Source organism: Nocardia sp. NPDC058058 (assembly GCF_042885355.1).
GTDB lineage: Bacteria > Actinomycetota > Actinomycetes > Mycobacteriales > Mycobacteriaceae > Nocardia.
Map to the genome: position 1 here is coordinate 1,219,466 of NZ_JBHVSA010000004.1, position 17,119 is coordinate 1,236,584.

14 protein-coding genes are annotated in these 17,119 nt (G+C 66.3%); 9 read left to right on the top strand and 5 right to left on the bottom strand.

The features are described from left to right. Window positions 1-48: 48 nt before the first annotated feature. On the top strand, window positions 49-1,503 hold the full coding sequence (locus ACFVUS_RS36685; protein WP_387778559.1) for a tetratricopeptide repeat protein: 1,455 nt from the start codon (window positions 49-51) through the stop codon (window positions 1,501-1,503). Window positions 1,504-1,570: 67 nt separating this feature from the next. Further along, the gene (locus ACFVUS_RS36690) at window positions 1,571-2,836 is read left to right on the top strand and encodes a hypothetical protein (RefSeq protein WP_387777500.1); all 1,266 of its coding nucleotides are present in this window, start codon (window positions 1,571-1,573) and stop codon (window positions 2,834-2,836) included. A gap of 139 nt (window positions 2,837-2,975) precedes the next feature. Here the strand turns inward: ACFVUS_RS36690 and ACFVUS_RS36695 are convergent, their stop codons facing one another. Beyond that, window positions 2,976-3,584, bottom strand: a complete 609-nt coding sequence (locus ACFVUS_RS36695) for a TetR/AcrR family transcriptional regulator (RefSeq protein ID WP_387777503.1) — start codon at window positions 3,582-3,584, stop codon at window positions 2,976-2,978. Window positions 3,585-3,656: 72 nt separating this feature from the next. Between ACFVUS_RS36695 and ACFVUS_RS36700 the strand changes: the two genes are divergently transcribed. The 3 genes from ACFVUS_RS36700 to ACFVUS_RS36710 all read left to right on the top strand — a co-directional run bounded on the left by ACFVUS_RS36700 (window position 3,657) and on the right by ACFVUS_RS36710 (window position 7,037). Beyond that, window positions 3,657-5,177, top strand: a complete 1,521-nt coding sequence (locus tag ACFVUS_RS36700) for an MFS transporter (protein ID WP_387777506.1) — start codon at window positions 3,657-3,659, stop codon at window positions 5,175-5,177. Window positions 5,178-5,256: 79 nt separating this feature from the next. Then, window positions 5,257-6,684: a DUF1254 domain-containing protein gene (locus ACFVUS_RS36705; RefSeq protein WP_387777509.1), complete on the top strand. Its 1,428-nt coding sequence runs from the start codon at window positions 5,257-5,259 to the stop codon at window positions 6,682-6,684. A gap of 107 nt (window positions 6,685-6,791) precedes the next feature. After that, complete coding sequence (locus ACFVUS_RS36710) at window positions 6,792-7,037, top strand: hypothetical protein (RefSeq protein ID WP_387777511.1); 246 nt, start codon at window positions 6,792-6,794, stop codon at window positions 7,035-7,037. Between the two features lie 91 nt (window positions 7,038-7,128). Here ACFVUS_RS36710 and ACFVUS_RS36715 read toward each other — a convergent pair whose 3' ends face one another. Continuing rightward, entirely contained in the window at window positions 7,129-7,782 is a 654-nt protein-coding gene (locus tag ACFVUS_RS36715) for a zinc ribbon domain-containing protein (protein WP_387777514.1), read from the bottom strand. A gap of 253 nt (window positions 7,783-8,035) precedes the next feature. Between ACFVUS_RS36715 and ACFVUS_RS36720 the strand changes: the two genes are divergently transcribed. Continuing rightward, window positions 8,036-9,349: a serine hydrolase domain-containing protein gene (locus tag ACFVUS_RS36720; RefSeq protein ID WP_387777517.1), complete on the top strand. Its 1,314-nt coding sequence runs from the start codon at window positions 8,036-8,038 to the stop codon at window positions 9,347-9,349. A 73-nt stretch (window positions 9,350-9,422) separates the two neighbouring features. Beyond that, on the top strand, window positions 9,423-11,489 hold the full coding sequence (locus tag ACFVUS_RS36725; RefSeq protein WP_387777520.1) for a heavy metal translocating P-type ATPase: 2,067 nt from the start codon (window positions 9,423-9,425) through the stop codon (window positions 11,487-11,489). Window positions 11,490-11,823: 334 nt separating this feature from the next. Here ACFVUS_RS36725 and ACFVUS_RS36730 read toward each other — a convergent pair whose 3' ends face one another. Next, window positions 11,824-13,338, bottom strand: coding sequence for a DUF222 domain-containing protein (locus tag ACFVUS_RS36730; RefSeq protein ID WP_387777523.1), 1,515 nt, complete (start codon window positions 13,336-13,338; stop codon window positions 11,824-11,826). 343 nt (window positions 13,339-13,681) lie between these two features. On the opposite strand from ACFVUS_RS36730, the gene ACFVUS_RS36735 reads away from it, so the two are divergent. Beyond that, window positions 13,682-14,326 carry a DUF3159 domain-containing protein gene (locus ACFVUS_RS36735; protein WP_387777526.1) on the top strand — a complete coding sequence of 215 codons (645 nt, stop codon included), beginning with the start codon at window positions 13,682-13,684 and terminating at the stop codon, window positions 14,324-14,326. Here the strand turns inward: ACFVUS_RS36735 and ACFVUS_RS36740 are convergent. Further along, window positions 14,312-14,896: a QsdR family transcriptional regulator gene (locus ACFVUS_RS36740; protein ID WP_387777529.1), complete on the bottom strand. Its 585-nt coding sequence runs from the start codon at window positions 14,894-14,896 to the stop codon at window positions 14,312-14,314. The two genes, ACFVUS_RS36735 and ACFVUS_RS36740, sit on opposite strands and share 15 nt — an antisense overlap. Continuing rightward, window positions 14,893-15,846 carry a patatin family protein gene (locus tag ACFVUS_RS36745; protein ID WP_387777532.1) on the bottom strand — a complete coding sequence of 318 codons (954 nt, stop codon included), beginning with the start codon at window positions 15,844-15,846 and terminating at the stop codon, window positions 14,893-14,895. The genes ACFVUS_RS36740 and ACFVUS_RS36745 overlap by 4 nt, the downstream gene beginning before the upstream one ends. Before the next feature lie 101 nt (window positions 15,847-15,947). Here ACFVUS_RS36745 and ACFVUS_RS36750 point away from each other — a divergent pair, with 101 nt between their 5' ends. Then, the gene (locus tag ACFVUS_RS36750; protein WP_387777535.1) at window positions 15,948-17,111 is read left to right on the top strand and encodes an acyl-CoA dehydrogenase family protein; all 1,164 of its coding nucleotides are present in this window, start codon (window positions 15,948-15,950) and stop codon (window positions 17,109-17,111) included. Window positions 17,112-17,119 lie beyond the last annotated feature (8 nt).

A 17,119-nucleotide genomic window follows, 5' to 3' on the forward strand; every position in this document is an offset into this window, starting at 1 on the left:
GGCGGGACGCCCGGGGAATCGGCGGTGCTGCGGGCCGGGGCGGAGGCGATGGCACGGGGTGAGCTGGGGGAGGCGCTGCGGATATTCGAGACGGCGGTGCGCACCGAGACCGGGGATATTCGGGTGTGCGCCATGGTGAACGCGGCCTGTGTGACAGATCAATTGGGTGATCACGCGGGTGCGGCCGAACTGTTTCGGGACGCGCTGGCGCAGATGGGGCCCGATGCGCCGCGCATGCGCCCGGCCGCGCTCATCAATATGTCGCAGGCATTGCAGCTGCTCGGGGATCTGGACGGTGCGCAGGCCGCGCTCGAACAGGCCCGGGAGCTGCTGTCGGGGGAGAGCGCGCCGCTGGAATTGCGGTACGCGTGCCTGGTGTCGTTGAGTGCGGTGGCACTGCATCGGCAGCAGTGGGCGCGCAGTATCGAGATCGCCACCGAATCATTGGACGCGGCAACACGTTTCGCCCCCGACCAGGTCGGGCATTCGCTGATGAACCTGGCCGCCGCGCATTTCGAGACCGGGCGCTGGGAGCTGGCGGAGGACTTCGCCGGACAGGCGCTGGCCGCGTTCGCCGCCGCCGGGGACGGCGACGGGGTGGCCGAGACGCAGCAGAATCTGGCCGTAATGCACACCCGCTCGGGCAGATACGATGCGGCCGAACCCCTGCTCACCACCGCGCAGGAGTATTTCGAGACCTCCGGGCACGCGCATCGCGCCGGAATCGGCTGGAAGGTCATGGGTTTGATCGCCGAGCGCCGCGATCGGCCGGATACGGCGGACGCGCACTATCGGCGCGCCCTGGCGCACTTCGAGGAATCCGGCGTCATCGTCGACGCCGCCGACGTGCGCACCCGCCTGGCCACCCTGGCCTTCGCCGCCGGTCGATACCAGGATGGCGAAGCCGAATTGGTCACCGCCCGAGCCATTTACGCCGAACACGGATTGGGCCTGCTCTGCGCCCAGGTGGACTTCTGGCACGCGGGCCTGCTCGAACCCCTGCTCGAGGCCATGCCGGAACTCCTGCCCCGAGCGGTCGACCTGGCCGTACCGGCCGCGCTGGCCCTGGACGCCGTCCGCTACGAACTCCCCGACGGCGCCCAACGCGAGAACTGGAACCGCCGCATGGCCGATCCCGCCATGCGCCTGGCCTTCCGCTACGGCTTCCTATCCGGTGACGCCGTCCTGATCGCCGACCTCATCGAAACAGCCTGCGCCGGAACCACCCTCGATATCGACCGACTCGCCGCACAACCGAATAACGCCACCCCGGACACCCTCGATCCGCTGGACCCGCTGCCCGCCAACCCCGGCCACATCAACGATGCCCTGCAACTGGGCAACGCTCTGGCCGCCGTGGCCGCCCGCGCCGGTCTTCCGGTCGCCCTGCCACCCCGGGTCGCCGTCGCCCCCGACGGCCACATCGCTTTGGCCGCAGCGATATTCGCCGCCGAACAACGCTACGGCCGCCCCCTGCGCGACGATCGAGTGGTGCGTTCATGACGATTCCATGCCCCGTGCCGGAGCGCGCCCGTGCCGACGCGCTGTCGACCGAACGAATGGTGGGGCGATGACCGGCGCACAACCCACGGCCCGCGTCCGAATGGCCGACGCCGGGGATCTGTTCATCTCGTGGCGGTGGGAGAACGATGGCGGCGCACCGGGAATCGGTGTCGTGCCGGAGGAACAGGTCGTCGCGGCGGTGCGGCGGTTCGCCACCGCGCTGCCGACCACGGGGGAGGCGGGCCTCGAATCCGCGTTGAGCACGGGCGAACTGGCCACGGTGGCGGCAGAGGAGGAGCTGGCCGGATTCCTGTCGGCGACCTTCCTCCCGCACCAACTGGCGGTGCGGCTCTACGAATTGCACGTGGCGGGGGTGCGCCCGCGTATCCGGATCCAGCCCTCGCCCCGGGTCGCGCAGCTTCCCTGGGAGTTGATCGCGCCGGATTCCGGTGTGCGACTGGTGGATATCGCCGAGGTGAGCCTGCTGGCGCCGCCGGGGATCGTGCACGCGCCCGCACGGGTGGGCCGCTCCTGGGCCGACTCCCGAGAGCTGCCCGTCGTCGCCGTGCTGGACCCGCGAGTACCCGGATTCCGCGCGGATTCCGCGCTCGGCTCGGTGCTCGGGCGGATGACCGAGGACGCGCCGCTGGCGGCGCTGGTCGCCGCATACGCGGGACGGGATCGGCTCGCGCCCAAGGTGAGTGATCCGCTGGCCGCGTTCCGCCGCACCGATGTCGATCGCGAGTGGCTGGGGGAGGCGTTGCGCGCGGGCGCGTCCCGCCTGCTCTATATCGGGCACGTGACCGCCGCCGCCCCCGATTCCGGTCAGAGTGAGTCGGCCACAATGCATTTGGCCTGCACTGCGGACACGGTCGGCTTCGCGCCCGCCCAACGTGATCACCGCCCGCTGTCCGCGCGGGATCTGCTGTTGGGCACATACACCCTGGCCGATCAACCCCGCACGGGTCCGCAACTCTGGCCGATCCCGAGCCGTGTCGCGCTCATCGCCTGCGAGAGCGGCGGCGATCTGCGCTTCGGCGAAGCCCTCGGCCTGGTCGCCGCAATGCTCACCGGCGGTGCGGAATTGGTGACGGCGGGCCGCTGGGCCCTGCCCACCGATCTGGCCTTTCAGCGCTTCGGCGGCGCGACCCCGGACCGCCGCCCACTCCAGGACGCGGTCTGCGCCATCGATGCCGCCCACGAATGCCCCGATCCGGTTGCGGCTCTGAACGAGTGGCAGCGCTCCCGTCTCGCGGCCTGGCGCGCGACCGGCGCCATCGAAGACTCGCCGCTGATCTGGGCGGCCTTCGCAACGGTCGACGCCCGCGAGTAGCTTCAGCGCGCGGGGCACCCTCAGCTCCTACGAGGCCGCCGCCGGTTCGTCGCGATCATCGGAGCCGCGAGCAGTTCGCGGTTCGACCATCCGGCGAATTCGATTACACGGCTTCAGGAACCGAGTCGCGATCACCAGATCATGCTCTGTGCGCGCGGGCGCGCAGGAAGTCGTCGACGATCCGGGTGATGTCGGCGCGGCTGAAGGTGTGCAGCCCGGTCAGTTTGGTGAAGACGATTGGGCCGATCAGTTGTGCCAGTGCGAGATTCAGGTCGAATTCGCCCAGTTCGGCGCGCGCCGCCTCGGTGTTCAGGAGTCGGTCGAAGGGCTGGCGATACTGTTCGATCACGCGGTGCTGCAGGCTTGTGAAGCTGTGGGAGGTGGCGTCTTTGGCTTCCGTCTTGCCCATGGCCAGCCAGGCCAGTGTGGCCAGTTGTACCGGCGCTTCGTCGATGAGCGCGGACTGCCGCACGATCAATTCCACCAGCCGGTCCCGCAGGGTGCCGGTGTCCGGCGGCGGGGACACCTGGGGCACCAGCCGTTCGAAGGTCGCGGCGAGGAGTTCGGCGGAACTGTCGAAGTGCCGGTAGAGGGTGGTGCGGGCGACCTTGGACAGTTTGGTCACCGCGTCGATGGTGACCGCCTGCACCCCACCGGTTTTCAGGAGGGTGGTGGCGGCGTCGAGCAGCCGGGCCCGCGAGCGCAGTTTGCGGGGATCGGTGTCGTCCTCGGGCGTATTCGCTGCCACCGTACCGGTTCCTTTCCGGCGCTACCGGTAGTACCGTAGCGCTACTGTCAGTATCGTTTCTCGGGAGTTGCCATGGTATCCACCGGGCAGGGCGCGGCCGTCACCACCAGATTGACACGCCCGCAACGCTGGATGCTCACGGTGTCCTGCCTGTGCATCGCGCTCGTGGTGGCGGCCATGGCCGCACTGTATTCCGCGCTGCCCGGTATAGCCGCCGATACCGGGGTCACCCAGCAGCAGTTGACCTGGGTCGTCGACGGCTACACCCTCGCGCTGGCCTGCCTGGTGCTGCCCGCGGGCGCGCTCGGCGACCGGCTGGGCAGGCGCGTGGTGCTGATCATCGGAATGGCCGTATTCACCGTGGCTTCCGCGCTCCCGCTGCTGTTCGACGGCCCGCTCTGGCTGATCGGAGCTCGCGCGGCGGCCGGTGCGGGCGCGGCCTTCGTCATGCCCTCGACGCTCTCGCTGCTCACCGCCGGATTCCCGGAGGAACGGCGTGGTCAAGCCGTCGGCGTGTGGGCGGGCGTCGCGGGATCCGGTGGCGCACTGGGCATTATCGGCTCCGGCATGCTGTTGCAATGGCTGCCCTGGCAGTCGGTCTTCGTGGCCATGACCGCTGTCGGTGCGGTATTGCTGGCGGCGGGCTGCACGGTATCGGAGTCCATCGACGCCGAACGCCCGCCGCTGGACCCGTGGGGTTCGGTGACCGTCATCGCCGCGGTCGGCGCGATAGTCGTTGCCGCCATGGAGGTTCCGAGTCGCGGCTGGCTCGATCCACTGGTGCTCGGCCTGTCGGCGGGCGGACTGCTCGCCGCCGCGGCCTTCACCCTGATCGAAGTGCGTGTCGCGCATCCGCTGCTCGATGTGCGCCTGTTCATCGATCGCGGATTCGCCAGCGGCACACTGTCGTTGACCGTGCAGTTCCTGATCTCGTTCGGCCTGTTCATGCTGATCGTGCAGTACCTGCAATTGATCCTCGGCTTCTCGCCGATCGTCTCCTCGCTCGCCATGGGTCCGATGATCGTTCCGCTGGTACTGGTCTCGCTCATCGCGCCCATGCTGTCCGATCGTTTCGGCCTGCGGTGGGTGACCCTGGCGGGGTTGGGCACCGTCGGCGTCGGCCTGCTGGCCGTATCGCGGCTGGACCTCGACAGCGGCTACTGGGGCGTGCTGTGGTCGCTGGTGATCATGAGTATCGGCATGGGTTTGTGCAGTGCGCCCGCCACCGCCGCGATCGTCGCTGGCACACCCGTGGCAAAGCACGGTGTCGCCGCGGCGGTGAACGACGCGGCTCGCGAAATCGGTGCCGCGCTGGGCATTGCCGTGGCGGGCAGCGTGCTCGCCGCCGGATACTCCAGCCATATCGCCCCCGCGCTGCCCCGGCTCCCGGAAGCCGCCCGCGGCCCGGTCGGTGATTCCCTCGCCGCCGCCCTACAGGTGGCCGAGCGCGGCGGCCCGGCGGGTGAACCCCTCGCGGACTTTGCCAAACAGGCTTTCCTGCACGGATTTCAGCAGGCCGGAGTCGTTCTCGGCGGTGCGGGACTGCTCTCGGCGGTACTCATCGCGGCCTTGGCACCGGGCGCGCGGCGCTGATGCTGACACATTGCCAAGCGCGACAACTCGCCCATTCCGGGTGAATCGAATTCGTTCGCGTGCGTGCGAGCGTAAGGCTATGACTACTCGCAGAGTACGTTTTCGACGCCCGCTGATCGGCGCGGCAGCCACCCTGTCCGTGGTGCTGGCGGCCGTCGGAATGAGCGCGTGCAGCAGCGACTCCTCATCGAGCAAGGATTCGGCAACCTCCACCACCGCCCAATCCGATGATCCGGCGGCCATCGCCACCGACGCCTACGTCTTCGGCTACCCGCTGGTCCTCATGGACGCCACCCGCGCGACCTCGGCCTCCGCCAATCATTTCGCGCACGCCGACACCCTGCCCACCCCCGCCGACCGGCAGGTGGTGCGCCTGAACCTGGACACGCTCTATTCGCAGGCGTGGCTCGATGTGAAGAATGAGCCGATCGTGCTCCAGGTCCCGGCCATGGACCCGAACCGCTACTGGCTCATGCAGTTCCTGGATGCCTGGTCCAATACCGTGCACGATCCCGGCAGCGTCGATCCGCAACTGCGCTCGGGTGATAAGACCGGACCCTTCACCTACGCGATCACCGGACCGGGCTGGTCGGGCAAGCTCCCCGATGACGTGACCCCGCTGCCCGTCCCCACCGATACGGTATGGCTGCTCGGCCGCGTTCAGGTCAACGGTCAGGACGATCTGGCGAATGTGAAGGACATCCAGGACCAGATGAAATTGATTCCGCTGAGTCAGTGGGAGACCGGCAACCACGAGAATCCCGGCGGCGGGACACCGAGTGACAAGTCGCAGAACCCTTCTCAGCAGGTCGCGCAGATGGACGGTCCGACCTTCTTCGGCAAGCTGAATCAACTCATGGTGACCAATCCGCCCGCCGCGGCCGACGCACCGGCCATGGCGCGATTCGCCAAGATCGGTGTCGCACCGGGCGCGACCGCGGACAAGGTCGCCGCTGACGTGCTGAATACCGGTGCCACCGCCGGTATGAAAGCCATTGCGGCCTATCAGAATCCACAGATCAAAGATGAGAACGGCTGGCAGTTCGCCACCAATGTCGGCACCTACGGCACCGATTATCTGAACCGTGCCAATGTCGCGCTGCGCGGTCTGGGTGCGAATCTGCCCAAGGACGCGGTCTACCCGACCGTTTTCGGCACCGCCGACGACAACGGCACCCCCATCCGCTACACCCTGCACTTCCCCGATGGAAAGCTACCGCCCGCCAAGGCGTTCTGGTCGATCACGGCCTACGACGCCGACAGCTTCCTGATCGACAACCCCGCGAATATCTACGCCGTCGGGCATCAGATCCCGGTGACGAAGAACGCCGACGGATCGGTCGATATCGCCGTCCAGAACGCGGATCCGGGACCGGCTGTACCGCAGGGCAACTGGCTGCCGATTCCGGCCGGCGGCAAGTTCTCGCTGACCATGCGCCTGTACGCGCCCGAGCCGAGCGCGGTCGACGGCACCTGGCAGCCCCCGGCTCTGACGAGAGTCGGCTGACAGCGCGATGATCGCCGGACGTCACAGCGGCGTCCGGCGCCTCGACTCCCAGCCGTTTGCCAGGCAACTCCGATGGACCTGTGAGGTATGAGTCGTTCGATAGGTGGATGACTCGTACCGCAGTAGTAGCCAGAATCGCCGCGATCGGCATCTTCGCCGCAGTACCTCTTGCCGCACTGGCGATCCCGGCCAGTGCCGACGCCACCGTCTCGTCCCCCACCGACATCAGCCGCCCCGGACATCACGGCGACTGGGACCACCACGGCGAGTGGCGGCACCACCACGACCACCCCGGCGACTGGAACCAGAACTGGCCCGGCCTGCCGCCGATGCCCGGCACCGGCTCCTTCTGAGCTGATTCGGAACTGATCCGAGGCTGATCGCCTAACACCAAAAACCCGGCGCCCCTCCCGAATTCGGGAAGGGCGCTGTTTGTGCGCGCCGCTACTGCGAGCGACCGCAGTTCGAGCAGAACGCGGTACCCGCCTGAATCTGATGTCCGCATCCGGTGCAGTGCACCCGCAGATCCAGTGCGGTGCCGCAGGATCCGCAGAACCGTCCGCCCGTGGTGCTGGCCGCGCAGGTGGGGCAGGTGACCCGGGCCGGCACCGACATATCCTGGTTCTGCGTCCAGTTCTGCTGGTTGGCGGCGTCGCGGTACTGCGAACCGCGGGCTTCGGCCTGCGCCTGCGCCATCTGATGCGCGGCCATGGGGGAGCAGCGCGTGCACTGGCCCACGTGGTCGTTCCAGCAGATGCGCGCGCAGACCCAGGAACCACAGCCCGCACAGGACCGGAAGTCATCCTTGACCAGGTCGACGGCCTTGGCGAAGGCCTTGTCCTTGGTGGCCGAGGCCGTGCCGCCGCTCCAGGTGTTGGAGAAGTCGTCGGCGGCGTTGGAGACCTTGTGCAGGGTCTTGGAGTAGTCGCCGAACAGATCGCGCAGCACCCGCAGCACACCGCGTCCCCGCGACATGTAGTTCTGCTCGAACGGCGACTTGTACGCGGTGTTGCAGCGATCGCAATGGAACTCCCACTGGAAGCCATTGTCATTGGAGTTATCGGAATACGAGCTGGTGAAGACGACCGGTGCGGTCATGGCGCGGGTGATTCCTTTGCGGCTCAGCGGACTACGAACGGACGCGACCGGAGCCCCCCGGACCACGTGTCGTCAGGTTCTTATCGTATGACGTGCGAGGTCCGCAACAGGAGGGACGAATACGGACATTGCCTCCGCCCCGAAAACCATGGCCCCGAGAAGCATCGTCCAGGTAAGTCGGGGGTCACGAATCGATAACGGGCCAATTCTGCCGCCGATGTGCCGGACAGGGACTTCGGGAGAGGCGGATTGGGTGTTTCGGATATGGACAGTCGCGGTGGCGGCGGCGATCACGGCGAGCCTGCTGCTCGTCGCACAACCGGCGCGAGCCGAGCCGCAGCAGCAGTGCGAGGTGAGCAGCGGGCGTACCCAGCAGACCGCGAAACCGGAAGCGGTCGGGCTGGATCCGGCCGAACTACAGCGTGCGGTGGACTTCGCGGCGGATCCGACGCGATTCACCGTGCAGATCTTCCGGAACAACTGTCTGGTGGCGGGCGGGCCCAATAACAAGCGCGCGGGCGGGATGCCGTGGAACCTGTGGAGCAGCACCAAGAGTGTGGTTGCCATGGTCGCCGGTGCGGCCGTGGATGACGGGCTGCTGCGGATCGACAGTCCGATCGACGCGTATCTTCCTGCCGGACTGGGGGATTCGGCGCATCGCGCCATCACCGTGCGCAGCCTGCTGACCGAGACCTCCGGTATGCAGGTGGCCGTGGCGTCCGAAGGGGTCACGGGTCTGGTGCAACTCGACCCGAACGTGGTGGCGCAGGCGCTCGCGATGCCGATCGTGCATCCGCAGGGGACGCAGTGGCAGTACAGCCAGCGGGCGGTGGATCTGCTGGTGTACGTGGTGCAGCAGGCGGTGCGGGAAGATTTCCAGGCGTACGCGCAGCGAAAACTGTTCACACCCTTGGGGATAGAGCGCAATGACTATCACTGGGCGCGGGATCGCAGTCAGAACACGTACGGGTACGCGCATCTGGTGCTGCCGCCGGATGACTTCGCCAAGCTGGGTCTGCTGGTCGCCAACCATGGCAATTGGGCTGGTACGCAGGTGATTTCGTCGGACTACCTGCGCGAGGCCACCACCGGCACCGCCGCGAACGATTGCTACGGTTTCCTGTTCGTGGTGAACGGCCCCGATTGCGGCTCGATTTTCCCCGGCATGCCCGCCGACGCCGTGCAGATGTCGGGAATGATGCGGCAGGACAACACGATTGTGCCCAGTCTCGGGTTGCTGGTGAGCTGGACCGGCGTGACCGTGCCCGGCAGTTCGGTGAGCTTCCCGCACGATGTGCTGCGCGCGCTCACCTTCGCCTTCCGGGATCCGGTGCTCGCCGATCCCGGGCCGTATCGGGATCATCCGGATATCAGCCTGGCCGATCCGATGATCTCGAATCCGGCGGCCACCCTCGCCGCGCTGGGTCTGGGGCCGATGGCCTATCCGGGGTGCGGGCTGCTGTCATGCCTGGACAAACCACTCGCGCCGCCGGTGTCGGATTGGCCGCCCGGGTGCTACATCGTCGGCTGCTTCGGGACCGATCCCAAGACCCCGGGTATTCGCTAGTCGCGAATGGTTCGAATGACTCGCCGGTCACACCGGGCTCGCCAGGTACCCCCCGAGGGTATATGGTCGGAGCATGGATCATGACGAGCCCGCGGGTATGGATCACTCGGGTATGGATCACGCCGCCATGGGGCACGGTGGGCATGCCGGGCACGCGGGCATGTCCATGGATGACATGGCCCGCGATATGCGCAACCGGTTCCTGGTCGCGCTGGTGTTCTCGCTGCTGGTGATGTTCTGGTCGCCGATGGCCAAGGACATGTTCGGCCTGGATCTGCCGACGCCGTTCGGGCTGCGGCAGGACATCTGGGCGCTCATCCTCAGCCTGCCGGTGATCTTCTACTCGTCGACCATCTTCTTCACCGGTGCCGTTGCCGCGCTGAAGGCACGCACCCTCGACATGATGGTGCTCGTCGCAGTCGGTATCGGTGCGGGCTGGCTGTATTCATTGGCCATCACCCTCACCGGTGGCGGCGAGGTGTTCTACGAGGCGTCCACCATGCTGGCCACCTTCGTACTGCTCGGCCACTGGTTCGAGATGCGGGCGCGCGGCGGAGCCAATGACGCCATTCGCGCCCTGCTCGACCTCGCGCCGCCGCAGGCCGTGGTGATCCGGGACGGCCGGGAAGTCGAAATCCCCACTGCTGACGTGATTGTCGGAGATCTGCTGCTGGTGCGGCCCGGTGCCAAGATCGCCGTCGACGGTGCGGTCGTCGAGGGTGAGAGCGAAGTCGACGAGGCCATGGTCACCGGTGAAAGCCTGCCGGTGCACAAGGAACCCGGGTCGGCGGTCATCGGTGCGACGCTGAACAAGAACGGTGTGCTGCGGGTCCGCGCCACCAAGGTCGGGGCCGACACCGCACTGGCGCAGATCGTGAATCTCGTTCAGGAAGCCCAGAATTCGAAGGCTCCCGGACAGAAACTCGCCGACCGCGCCGCCTTCTGGCTGGTGTTGGTCGCATTGATCGGTGGCGCACTGACTTTGGGCGTGTGGCTGCTCGCCGGAGCCACCTTCGCCAAGGCCATGCTGTTCGCCATCACCGTCGTGGTCATCACCTGCCCCGACGCGCTCGGGCTGGCCACCCCGACCGCCATCATGGTCGGCACCGGTCTGGGCGCGAAACGCGGTGTGCTGTTCAAGAATGCGATGGCGCTGGAGAGCGCGGCACGCATCCAGACGGTGGTGATGGACAAGACCGGGACGCTCACCAAGGGTGAACCCGAGGTCACCGAGATCGTCACCGACGGGGTGATCAGCGCGGAGGAATTGATCCCGCTGCTGGCGGCCGTGGAACGCGAGTCCGAACATCCGCTCGCCGAGGCCGTCGTGAATTACGCCGAGGGGCACGGCGCGAATGGTGAACGCGCACAGGACTTCGAGAATGTTCCCGGGCACGGCGCGATAGCTACCGTCAACGGGCGGCGCGTCGTGTTGGGCAACCGCCGTCTGCTGGAGCGGGAAGGCATCGAGCTCGGAGAGCTGGCCGCTGTACGCGATCGCGTCGCGGGAGCAGGGCAGACCGCGGTGCTCGCGGCCGTGGACGGGAAGGCCGCCGCGGTCATCGGTATCGCGGACGCGGTGCGCGAAACCTCCGCTCGCGCAGTGCAGGATCTGCACGATATGGGTATCGAAGTGGTCATGTTGACCGGTGACAATCAGGCCACCGCCGAACGGATCGCCGCCGAGCTCGGTATCGATACGGTGATCGCCGAGGTGCTGCCGGGGGATAAGTCCGATCGGATCGCCGAATTGCAGGCTGCCGGAAAGAAAGTCGCCATGGTGGGTGACGGGGTGAACGATGCTCCGGCGCTCGCGCGCGCCGATCTGGGCATTGCGATCGGTGCCGGTACCGATGTTGCGATCGAGACAGCGGATTTGGTTCTGATGCGTTCCGACCCGTTGGATGTGCCGACCGCACTTCGCATCGGGCGTGGCACGCTTCGCAAGATGCATCAGAACCTTGCGTGGGCGGTCGGTTACAACGCTATCGCGCTTCCCATTGCTGCTGGTGTTTTCGAGCCTGCTTTCGGGTTCACGCTTCGGCCTGAGATTGCTGCGCTCTCCATGTCCGGGTCCAGTGTGATCGTGGCTCTGAATGCCCTATCGCTCAAGCGGTTACACCTTCCGTCTCAGCGATGATCGAAAAACAAGAGACTCAAAGAACAAGATTAAAAGAACAAAAGAAAAAGACGCCCGGACAAGAAAAGAACAAGAACAAAAGACAAAGACCAACAACAAAAACCAAAACACCAGGGCGGCTTGGTCTTTTGGCTCGGTAGGTGACCACAGCCAGTCACCCCGTCGGGGACGTGAGGGGCGGGCCTGGGTTGCGGGAGAGCAAGTCGGGTACGGCAGGCGAAGTAACCAGCACTGCTTCTTTGTCCGGACTGCGGAAGGGCTGGAACTGAGGTACGGACATGCCTGTAGGACCGGCAGGAAGGTTCCTGACGGTGGATACAGGTAGTGGTGGAAGCTATTGCCGGGCTGGGCAAGCCGGGCGAGGCAATACCCAGGGTCGCTGGCGCATCCGGTTCGGCGCACAGACCCGAGCAGGGCTGACGGGCAGCGGGGCTACCGGGGCGGTGGCCATCAACTCGTCCGGGTGATGCATGTGATTGACCTGCGGTGTCCGAGTCGGATCGATATGCGCCGGGGCGATCCAGGCGGTACGTCCGGCGAACCTCGCGCCCTTGCCGAGCTTGATGGTCGTCCACCCGGTCGGGGTGTCATTGACCAACGCGTGGCAGTGATCGCAAGCGAGGGTGAGGTTTTCGATATCGGTCAGCCCGCCTTTGACGAACTCGGTGACGTGGTGCACGGCGGCCATGCTGGCGGGTGCGGTGCAGCCGGGGCGGGTGCAGCCGCGTTCGGTGGCGATCAACGCCATCCGCTGGGCCGGGTTCGCCAGGCGTGCCCGACCGATGTGCAGCGGCATGTCCTCACCATCGGTGATGACCGAGAACGTCTTGCTTTTGCGGGCAGCCATTTCCAACGCGACAGCGACCGGAACGGTCCCGCCGGTAGCCGTAGTGGCCACACCGGCGGCGCGCTCCACATCGTGGATGCTCATGGTCACGATCGTGGTCACCGGCAGGCCCCGGTGCGAGCCGAGGTGGTTGGGGTGGAAGTCCGGGTGCAGCAACGCGAACAACGCATCATGCTGGCGTTGCACGGTGGTGCGCATGTCGCGCTTGGCGGCGGCTTTCACCACCTCGGGGTCGAGATTCTCATCGACCACGAACGGGCTTTCGGGATCAGCCGGGTTGCACAGACCGGGCCGGGCGAGCTTGGCCAAGACCGCGTCCATGGCCGCGCGGGCTTCGGGGGTCAACACCACGGTCATGGTGGACATCAGATCGAAGCCTTGCGGGCTCATTCGCATGCTGCGCATCCGAGCCCGATCCGCATCATCGGTCAATGTGCCATCGGGGTCCAGGTGCCCGAGGATCCGATCACCGATCTTGGGCAGCTGGTTCGGGTTCAACGCGCGAGCGTGCCGGGCCAGGTGCTCTTCAGCCAAGGCACGATCTTCGGCGGTGACTTTGTTGGGCAACCGGTCCATGACCTGGCGGATGACGCGCACGTGATCGAGGCCGATCGCGCCTTCTTCCTGCGCCAGTGCGGTGTTCGGCAATACCGGTGCGGGGACGGAGATTTCGGCGTTGTCTCCGACGCGGGGCCAGATGGCTGCTTGTTCGGCGCAGTGCCACCGGTTCAACGCGTCCCCGTGCGAGATGCGGAGTGTCTGTTGCAGATACAGCGCCACACTCCCCGCGCCTGCGCGCTTGGGCAGTGACCGGGAGCAGGTCTGCACGACGAGGTCGAGTTTGAGCGCGTCGAGTTTGCGGGTGGCGGTTTCGATCTGCTGCATCAATTCGACAATGTCGTTGTCCGACAACGGGATAAGGGGCTGCGAGATCAGGGTGTCGATCGCAGCGGACAGTGCGATGACACTCTCCGTGATTGCGACTTTCTCCCCTGAATTCATACCTCTATTCTACTCTCGAAAAACAGACCTCGAAACCTCAATTCTATTGTGATACAAAGGTATTCAGAATTCTTGCCCTTTCAATTTCGGGTCTGTGCATCTGCGCTGTTTTAGCATTCGGTGACGCGCGTCATAGGCGCGGCATTCGGAGTCTTCGGTCATAAGTTCATTGCCCGTCATATCCACGCTTATTACAGTGGGACTGCAATAACTCCCGACGAAAGCAGACTCCCGTGAACTTCCCGATCATCAATCTCGGCTCCGCCACCCTGGACCTGGCCAGCACCGTGACCGGCCTGCTCGCCAATTGGACCTATCTGTTGCAGTCCTGGGGTTCCATGTGATGGTTGTCCACCAGCCTTCGGCGGCCGCCGAGATGTGGGGTAAGTTTCGCGCTCTCGGCGGGCCGCAGCATTTGGTGGATGGGGCGGCTCCGGCGATCGGATTCCTGATCGGCTATGCGAGCGTCAATGCCGAGATCGGCGTTCTCATCGCGCTCGCGGTTGCCATCGCCATCGCGGGATACCGCCTGCTGCACGGTGATTCGGTGAAGGTGGTGGCCGTATCGGTGGTCGTGGTGGTGGTCTTCTCGCTCTTCGTCGGCATCACCGGTGAAGGTCGCGGGTTCTATCTCCCGGATCTGCTGATCTGCGTGTTCTTCACCATCGCCTTCGGGCTCACCCTGCTCACCGGTCGTCCGCTGAGCCATTGGGCGTGCCGCAGGCTCGGGCTGGAACCGGCCGAGCACGCCGCTCCGAAGGAGCGAATTCGCCTGCACCGCAGGGTGACTCTTGCCTGGTTCGCCTTCTGGGCGGTGCATCTGGTGATCATGGGACCGCTGTACCTGGCGAACAAGGTGGTGCTGCTCGGTTCGGTCGCGCTGGTGCTGGGCAAGCCCGCGCTGGTCGTGATGATCGCCGCGACCTTCCTCTGGGTGCGCCGTTCGCTGCGGACCTCCGAACCGATGCCGGTCTCAGGTGCGCAGTAGCGCGGCCTGCACCTGGCGCAGGCGATCCACATCGCCGCGGAATCCGGCGACGGCGTCGTTGTAGAGGAATGCCTCCCACAGCCGAACCAGCGCGTACGCCAAGGTGTTTCGCTCGATCGGCGGTTCATAACCCTGCGTTTCGGCGCGTTCGATGAGTCGTTCCACGATCGCCACCGCCGCTGGATGCACGATGCCGTCGCTGCGGGTGATCAGGCGCAGTGCGGCGGTGGACTCATTGTCGAAGTAGGCGCGCAGCGAATCGTCCTCGACCAGCCAGTGAATCGTGCGGTCGAGGATCTCGTTCAGGCGTTCGCCGCCCTCGGCTCGGCTGCGTTTGTCGGCGTGCGCGACCATGCGATCCAACTGCCGGGCGATGGTCGCGCCGAGCAATCCGTCGCGGGATCCGAACCAGCGGTAGATGCTGGCCCGGCCCACCCCGAGCTGGGCGGCGATGGCATTCACGTCCAGGCGTTTTCCGGCCAGGAACATGTCGACGGCGGCCGTCAGTACATCGTCTCGACTGGCCGATGCCGGTCGTCCCGGTGCTCGTGTCCCCTCCGCGCGCGTCACGCCGAAAGCATAGGTGTCAGATATGGCGACAGCGTGCGGGCGGTGACCGCGCGGCCCAGGCTGAGCGCCTCGCGCAGCAGTGCCGGATCGCGATTCGTGCGGCCGATGGCGGGGGCGGTGTGCGGCGGGCGGATTTGGAGCACGGCCGGATCGGTGGCGAAATCCGCTTCGTCGCGGTGATGCTGCCGCACGCGGCCGAGCCACGGATCGACGGTGCCGGGGGCGTGCCGGGCCAGATAGCGCGCCACCACCCGGCTCTCCAAAGCCGAAGGGGCGCTCATGTTCTCGTCTTCGCGGCGGGTGCGCAGCACCAGTACCCGGGTCGCACCCTGTGCCAATGCCGTTCGGATCGGCACCGATTCGGAGATTCCGGCGTCCACGTAGCGGTGTGCGCCGATGCGCACCGGCCGCCCGGCCAGGATCGGCAGGCAGGTGGAGGCGCGCAAGGCCGCCTGCACCGAGGCGCTGTCGCTGAGCTCGGGATGCAGATCCACGGCCGCGCCGGTGTCGGCATCGGTCGCGATCGGATGGAAGGTGACCGGATTGGCCAGGATCGCCGGAAAATCCATCGGCACGATGCGCTCGTACACGGTGTGCACCAGATACTCGGTATCTACCACGCGCCCGCCGCGCAACGCCCGCGCGGGGGAGATGACCCGGTTGATGACCTCCGGATGCCAGGCGCGCTCGGAGTTCCGCGCCCGCCCGCACAGCAGCCAGGCCGCGTTCAGCGCGCCCGCCGAAGCGCCGTACACCGCGTCGAAGCAGTGCAGTATGCCGAGCTCCTCGATCGCCATGGCCATTCCGTGCGAGAACGCGCCGCGCGAGGAACCGCCCTCGATGACCAGGGCGAGGCGATGTCCGTCGGTGCGTGCCCCGGGTGCGCTGTCCGCGCGATGACGGTGGGCGATGAGCTCTCCGACTCCGAGGGTCTGGTCCTGCTCCGGCATGGGTCCCCTTTCGTGGCCTCCCGAGTCTACGAGAGCTATTTGAGACATTGGATAGTCTGTGTATCATATCCGGCGCTACCCGAAGACATTGGAGGCCAACCATGAAATTGGCGCTCACCGAGGACGAGCTCGCCTTTCGTGATGAACTGCGCGCGTTCTACCGGAGCGAAATCCCCGCCGACATTCGCAATCGCGCCCGGCACGGACAGGAGCTGAGCAGGGACGATGTCATCACCACCCAGCGCATCCTGAACGCGCACGGGCTGGCGGTGCCGAACTGGCCGGTCGAATGGGGCGGCCGGGACTGGACCCCGGTACAGCGGCACATCTGGCACGAGGAGATGCAGCTGGCCTCGGTACCGGAACCGCTCACCTTCAACGCGAATATGATCGGCCCGGTCATCGCCCAATTCGGCTCGCAACAGCTGAAGGAGCGATTCCTCGCCGCCACCGCCAATCTCGATATCTGGTGGTGCCAGGGCTTTTCCGAGCCCGAGGCCGGTTCGGATCTGGCGTCGCTGCGCACCACCGCCGTGCGCGATGGCGACTCCTACCTGGTCAACGGCCAGAAGACCTGGACCACCCTGGCCCAGTACGCCGACTGGATCTTCTGCCTGGTGCGCACCGATCCGGACGCGCCCAAGAAGCAGGCCGGCATCTCCATGCTGCTGTTCCCGCTGGACACCCCGGGCGTGACCGTGCGGCCCATCGAACTCATCGACGGCACCCACGAGGTCAACGAGGTCTTCCTGGAGAACGTCCGGGTACCCGCGGAAAACCTGGTCGGCCAGGAGAATCAGGGCTGGACCTACGCCAAATTCCTGCTCGGCAACGAGCGCACCGGCATCGCCGCGGTCGGACAGACCAAGGTGCGGCTGTGGCTGGCCAAGGAACAGGCCCGCGCCACCCGCCTGGGCGCGCGCACCCTGCTCGAGGATCCGGTCTTCGCCACCCGGCTGGCCGAACTCGAAAACGAGCTGCTGGCACTGGAATTGGTGCAGCTGCGGGTCGCCTCCGGGCCCTCGGATGGTAAACCGAACCCGGTCTCCTCGATTCTCAAACTGCGCGGCACCGAGCTACAGCAGGCCGTCACCGAATTGCTGGTCGATATCGCCGGACCGGATTCGGTTGTGCGCGAAGGGGATACCCCGGACTCGGCGCGCCGCAGCACCGCCACCTATCTGAACTATCGCAAGACATCGATCTACGGGGGATCGAACGAGGTGCAGCGCAACATCATCGCCTCGACGATCCTCGGATTGTGAGGCAGCAC

What these genes read in the sequence shown, in the direction of transcription:
- ACFVUS_RS36750 (WP_387777535.1), top strand. Translation starts at nt 15,948, where the DNA reads ATGAAATTGGCGCTCACCGAGGACGAGCTCGCCTTTCGTGATGAACTG.
- ACFVUS_RS36745 (WP_387777532.1), bottom strand. Translation starts at nt 15,846, where the DNA reads ATGCCGGAGCAGGACCAGACCCTCGGAGTCGGAGAGCTCATCGCCCAC.
- ACFVUS_RS36730 (WP_387777523.1), bottom strand. Translation starts at nt 13,338, where the DNA reads ATGAATTCAGGGGAGAAAGTCGCAATCACGGAGAGTGTCATCGCACTG.
- ACFVUS_RS36685 (WP_387778559.1), top strand. Translation starts at nt 49, where the DNA reads ATGGCACGGGGTGAGCTGGGGGAGGCGCTGCGGATATTCGAGACGGCG.
- ACFVUS_RS36705 (WP_387777509.1), top strand. Translation starts at nt 5,257, where the DNA reads ATGACTACTCGCAGAGTACGTTTTCGACGCCCGCTGATCGGCGCGGCA.
- ACFVUS_RS36725 (WP_387777520.1), top strand. Translation starts at nt 9,423, where the DNA reads ATGGATCATGACGAGCCCGCGGGTATGGATCACTCGGGTATGGATCAC.
- ACFVUS_RS36715 (WP_387777514.1), bottom strand. Translation starts at nt 7,782, where the DNA reads ATGACCGCACCGGTCGTCTTCACCAGCTCGTATTCCGATAACTCCAAT.
- ACFVUS_RS36735 (WP_387777526.1), top strand. Translation starts at nt 13,682, where the DNA reads ATGGTTGTCCACCAGCCTTCGGCGGCCGCCGAGATGTGGGGTAAGTTT.
- ACFVUS_RS36700 (WP_387777506.1), top strand. Translation starts at nt 3,657, where the DNA reads ATGGTATCCACCGGGCAGGGCGCGGCCGTCACCACCAGATTGACACGC.
- ACFVUS_RS36710 (WP_387777511.1), top strand. Translation starts at nt 6,792, where the DNA reads ATGACTCGTACCGCAGTAGTAGCCAGAATCGCCGCGATCGGCATCTTC.
- ACFVUS_RS36690 (WP_387777500.1), top strand. Translation starts at nt 1,571, where the DNA reads ATGACCGGCGCACAACCCACGGCCCGCGTCCGAATGGCCGACGCCGGG.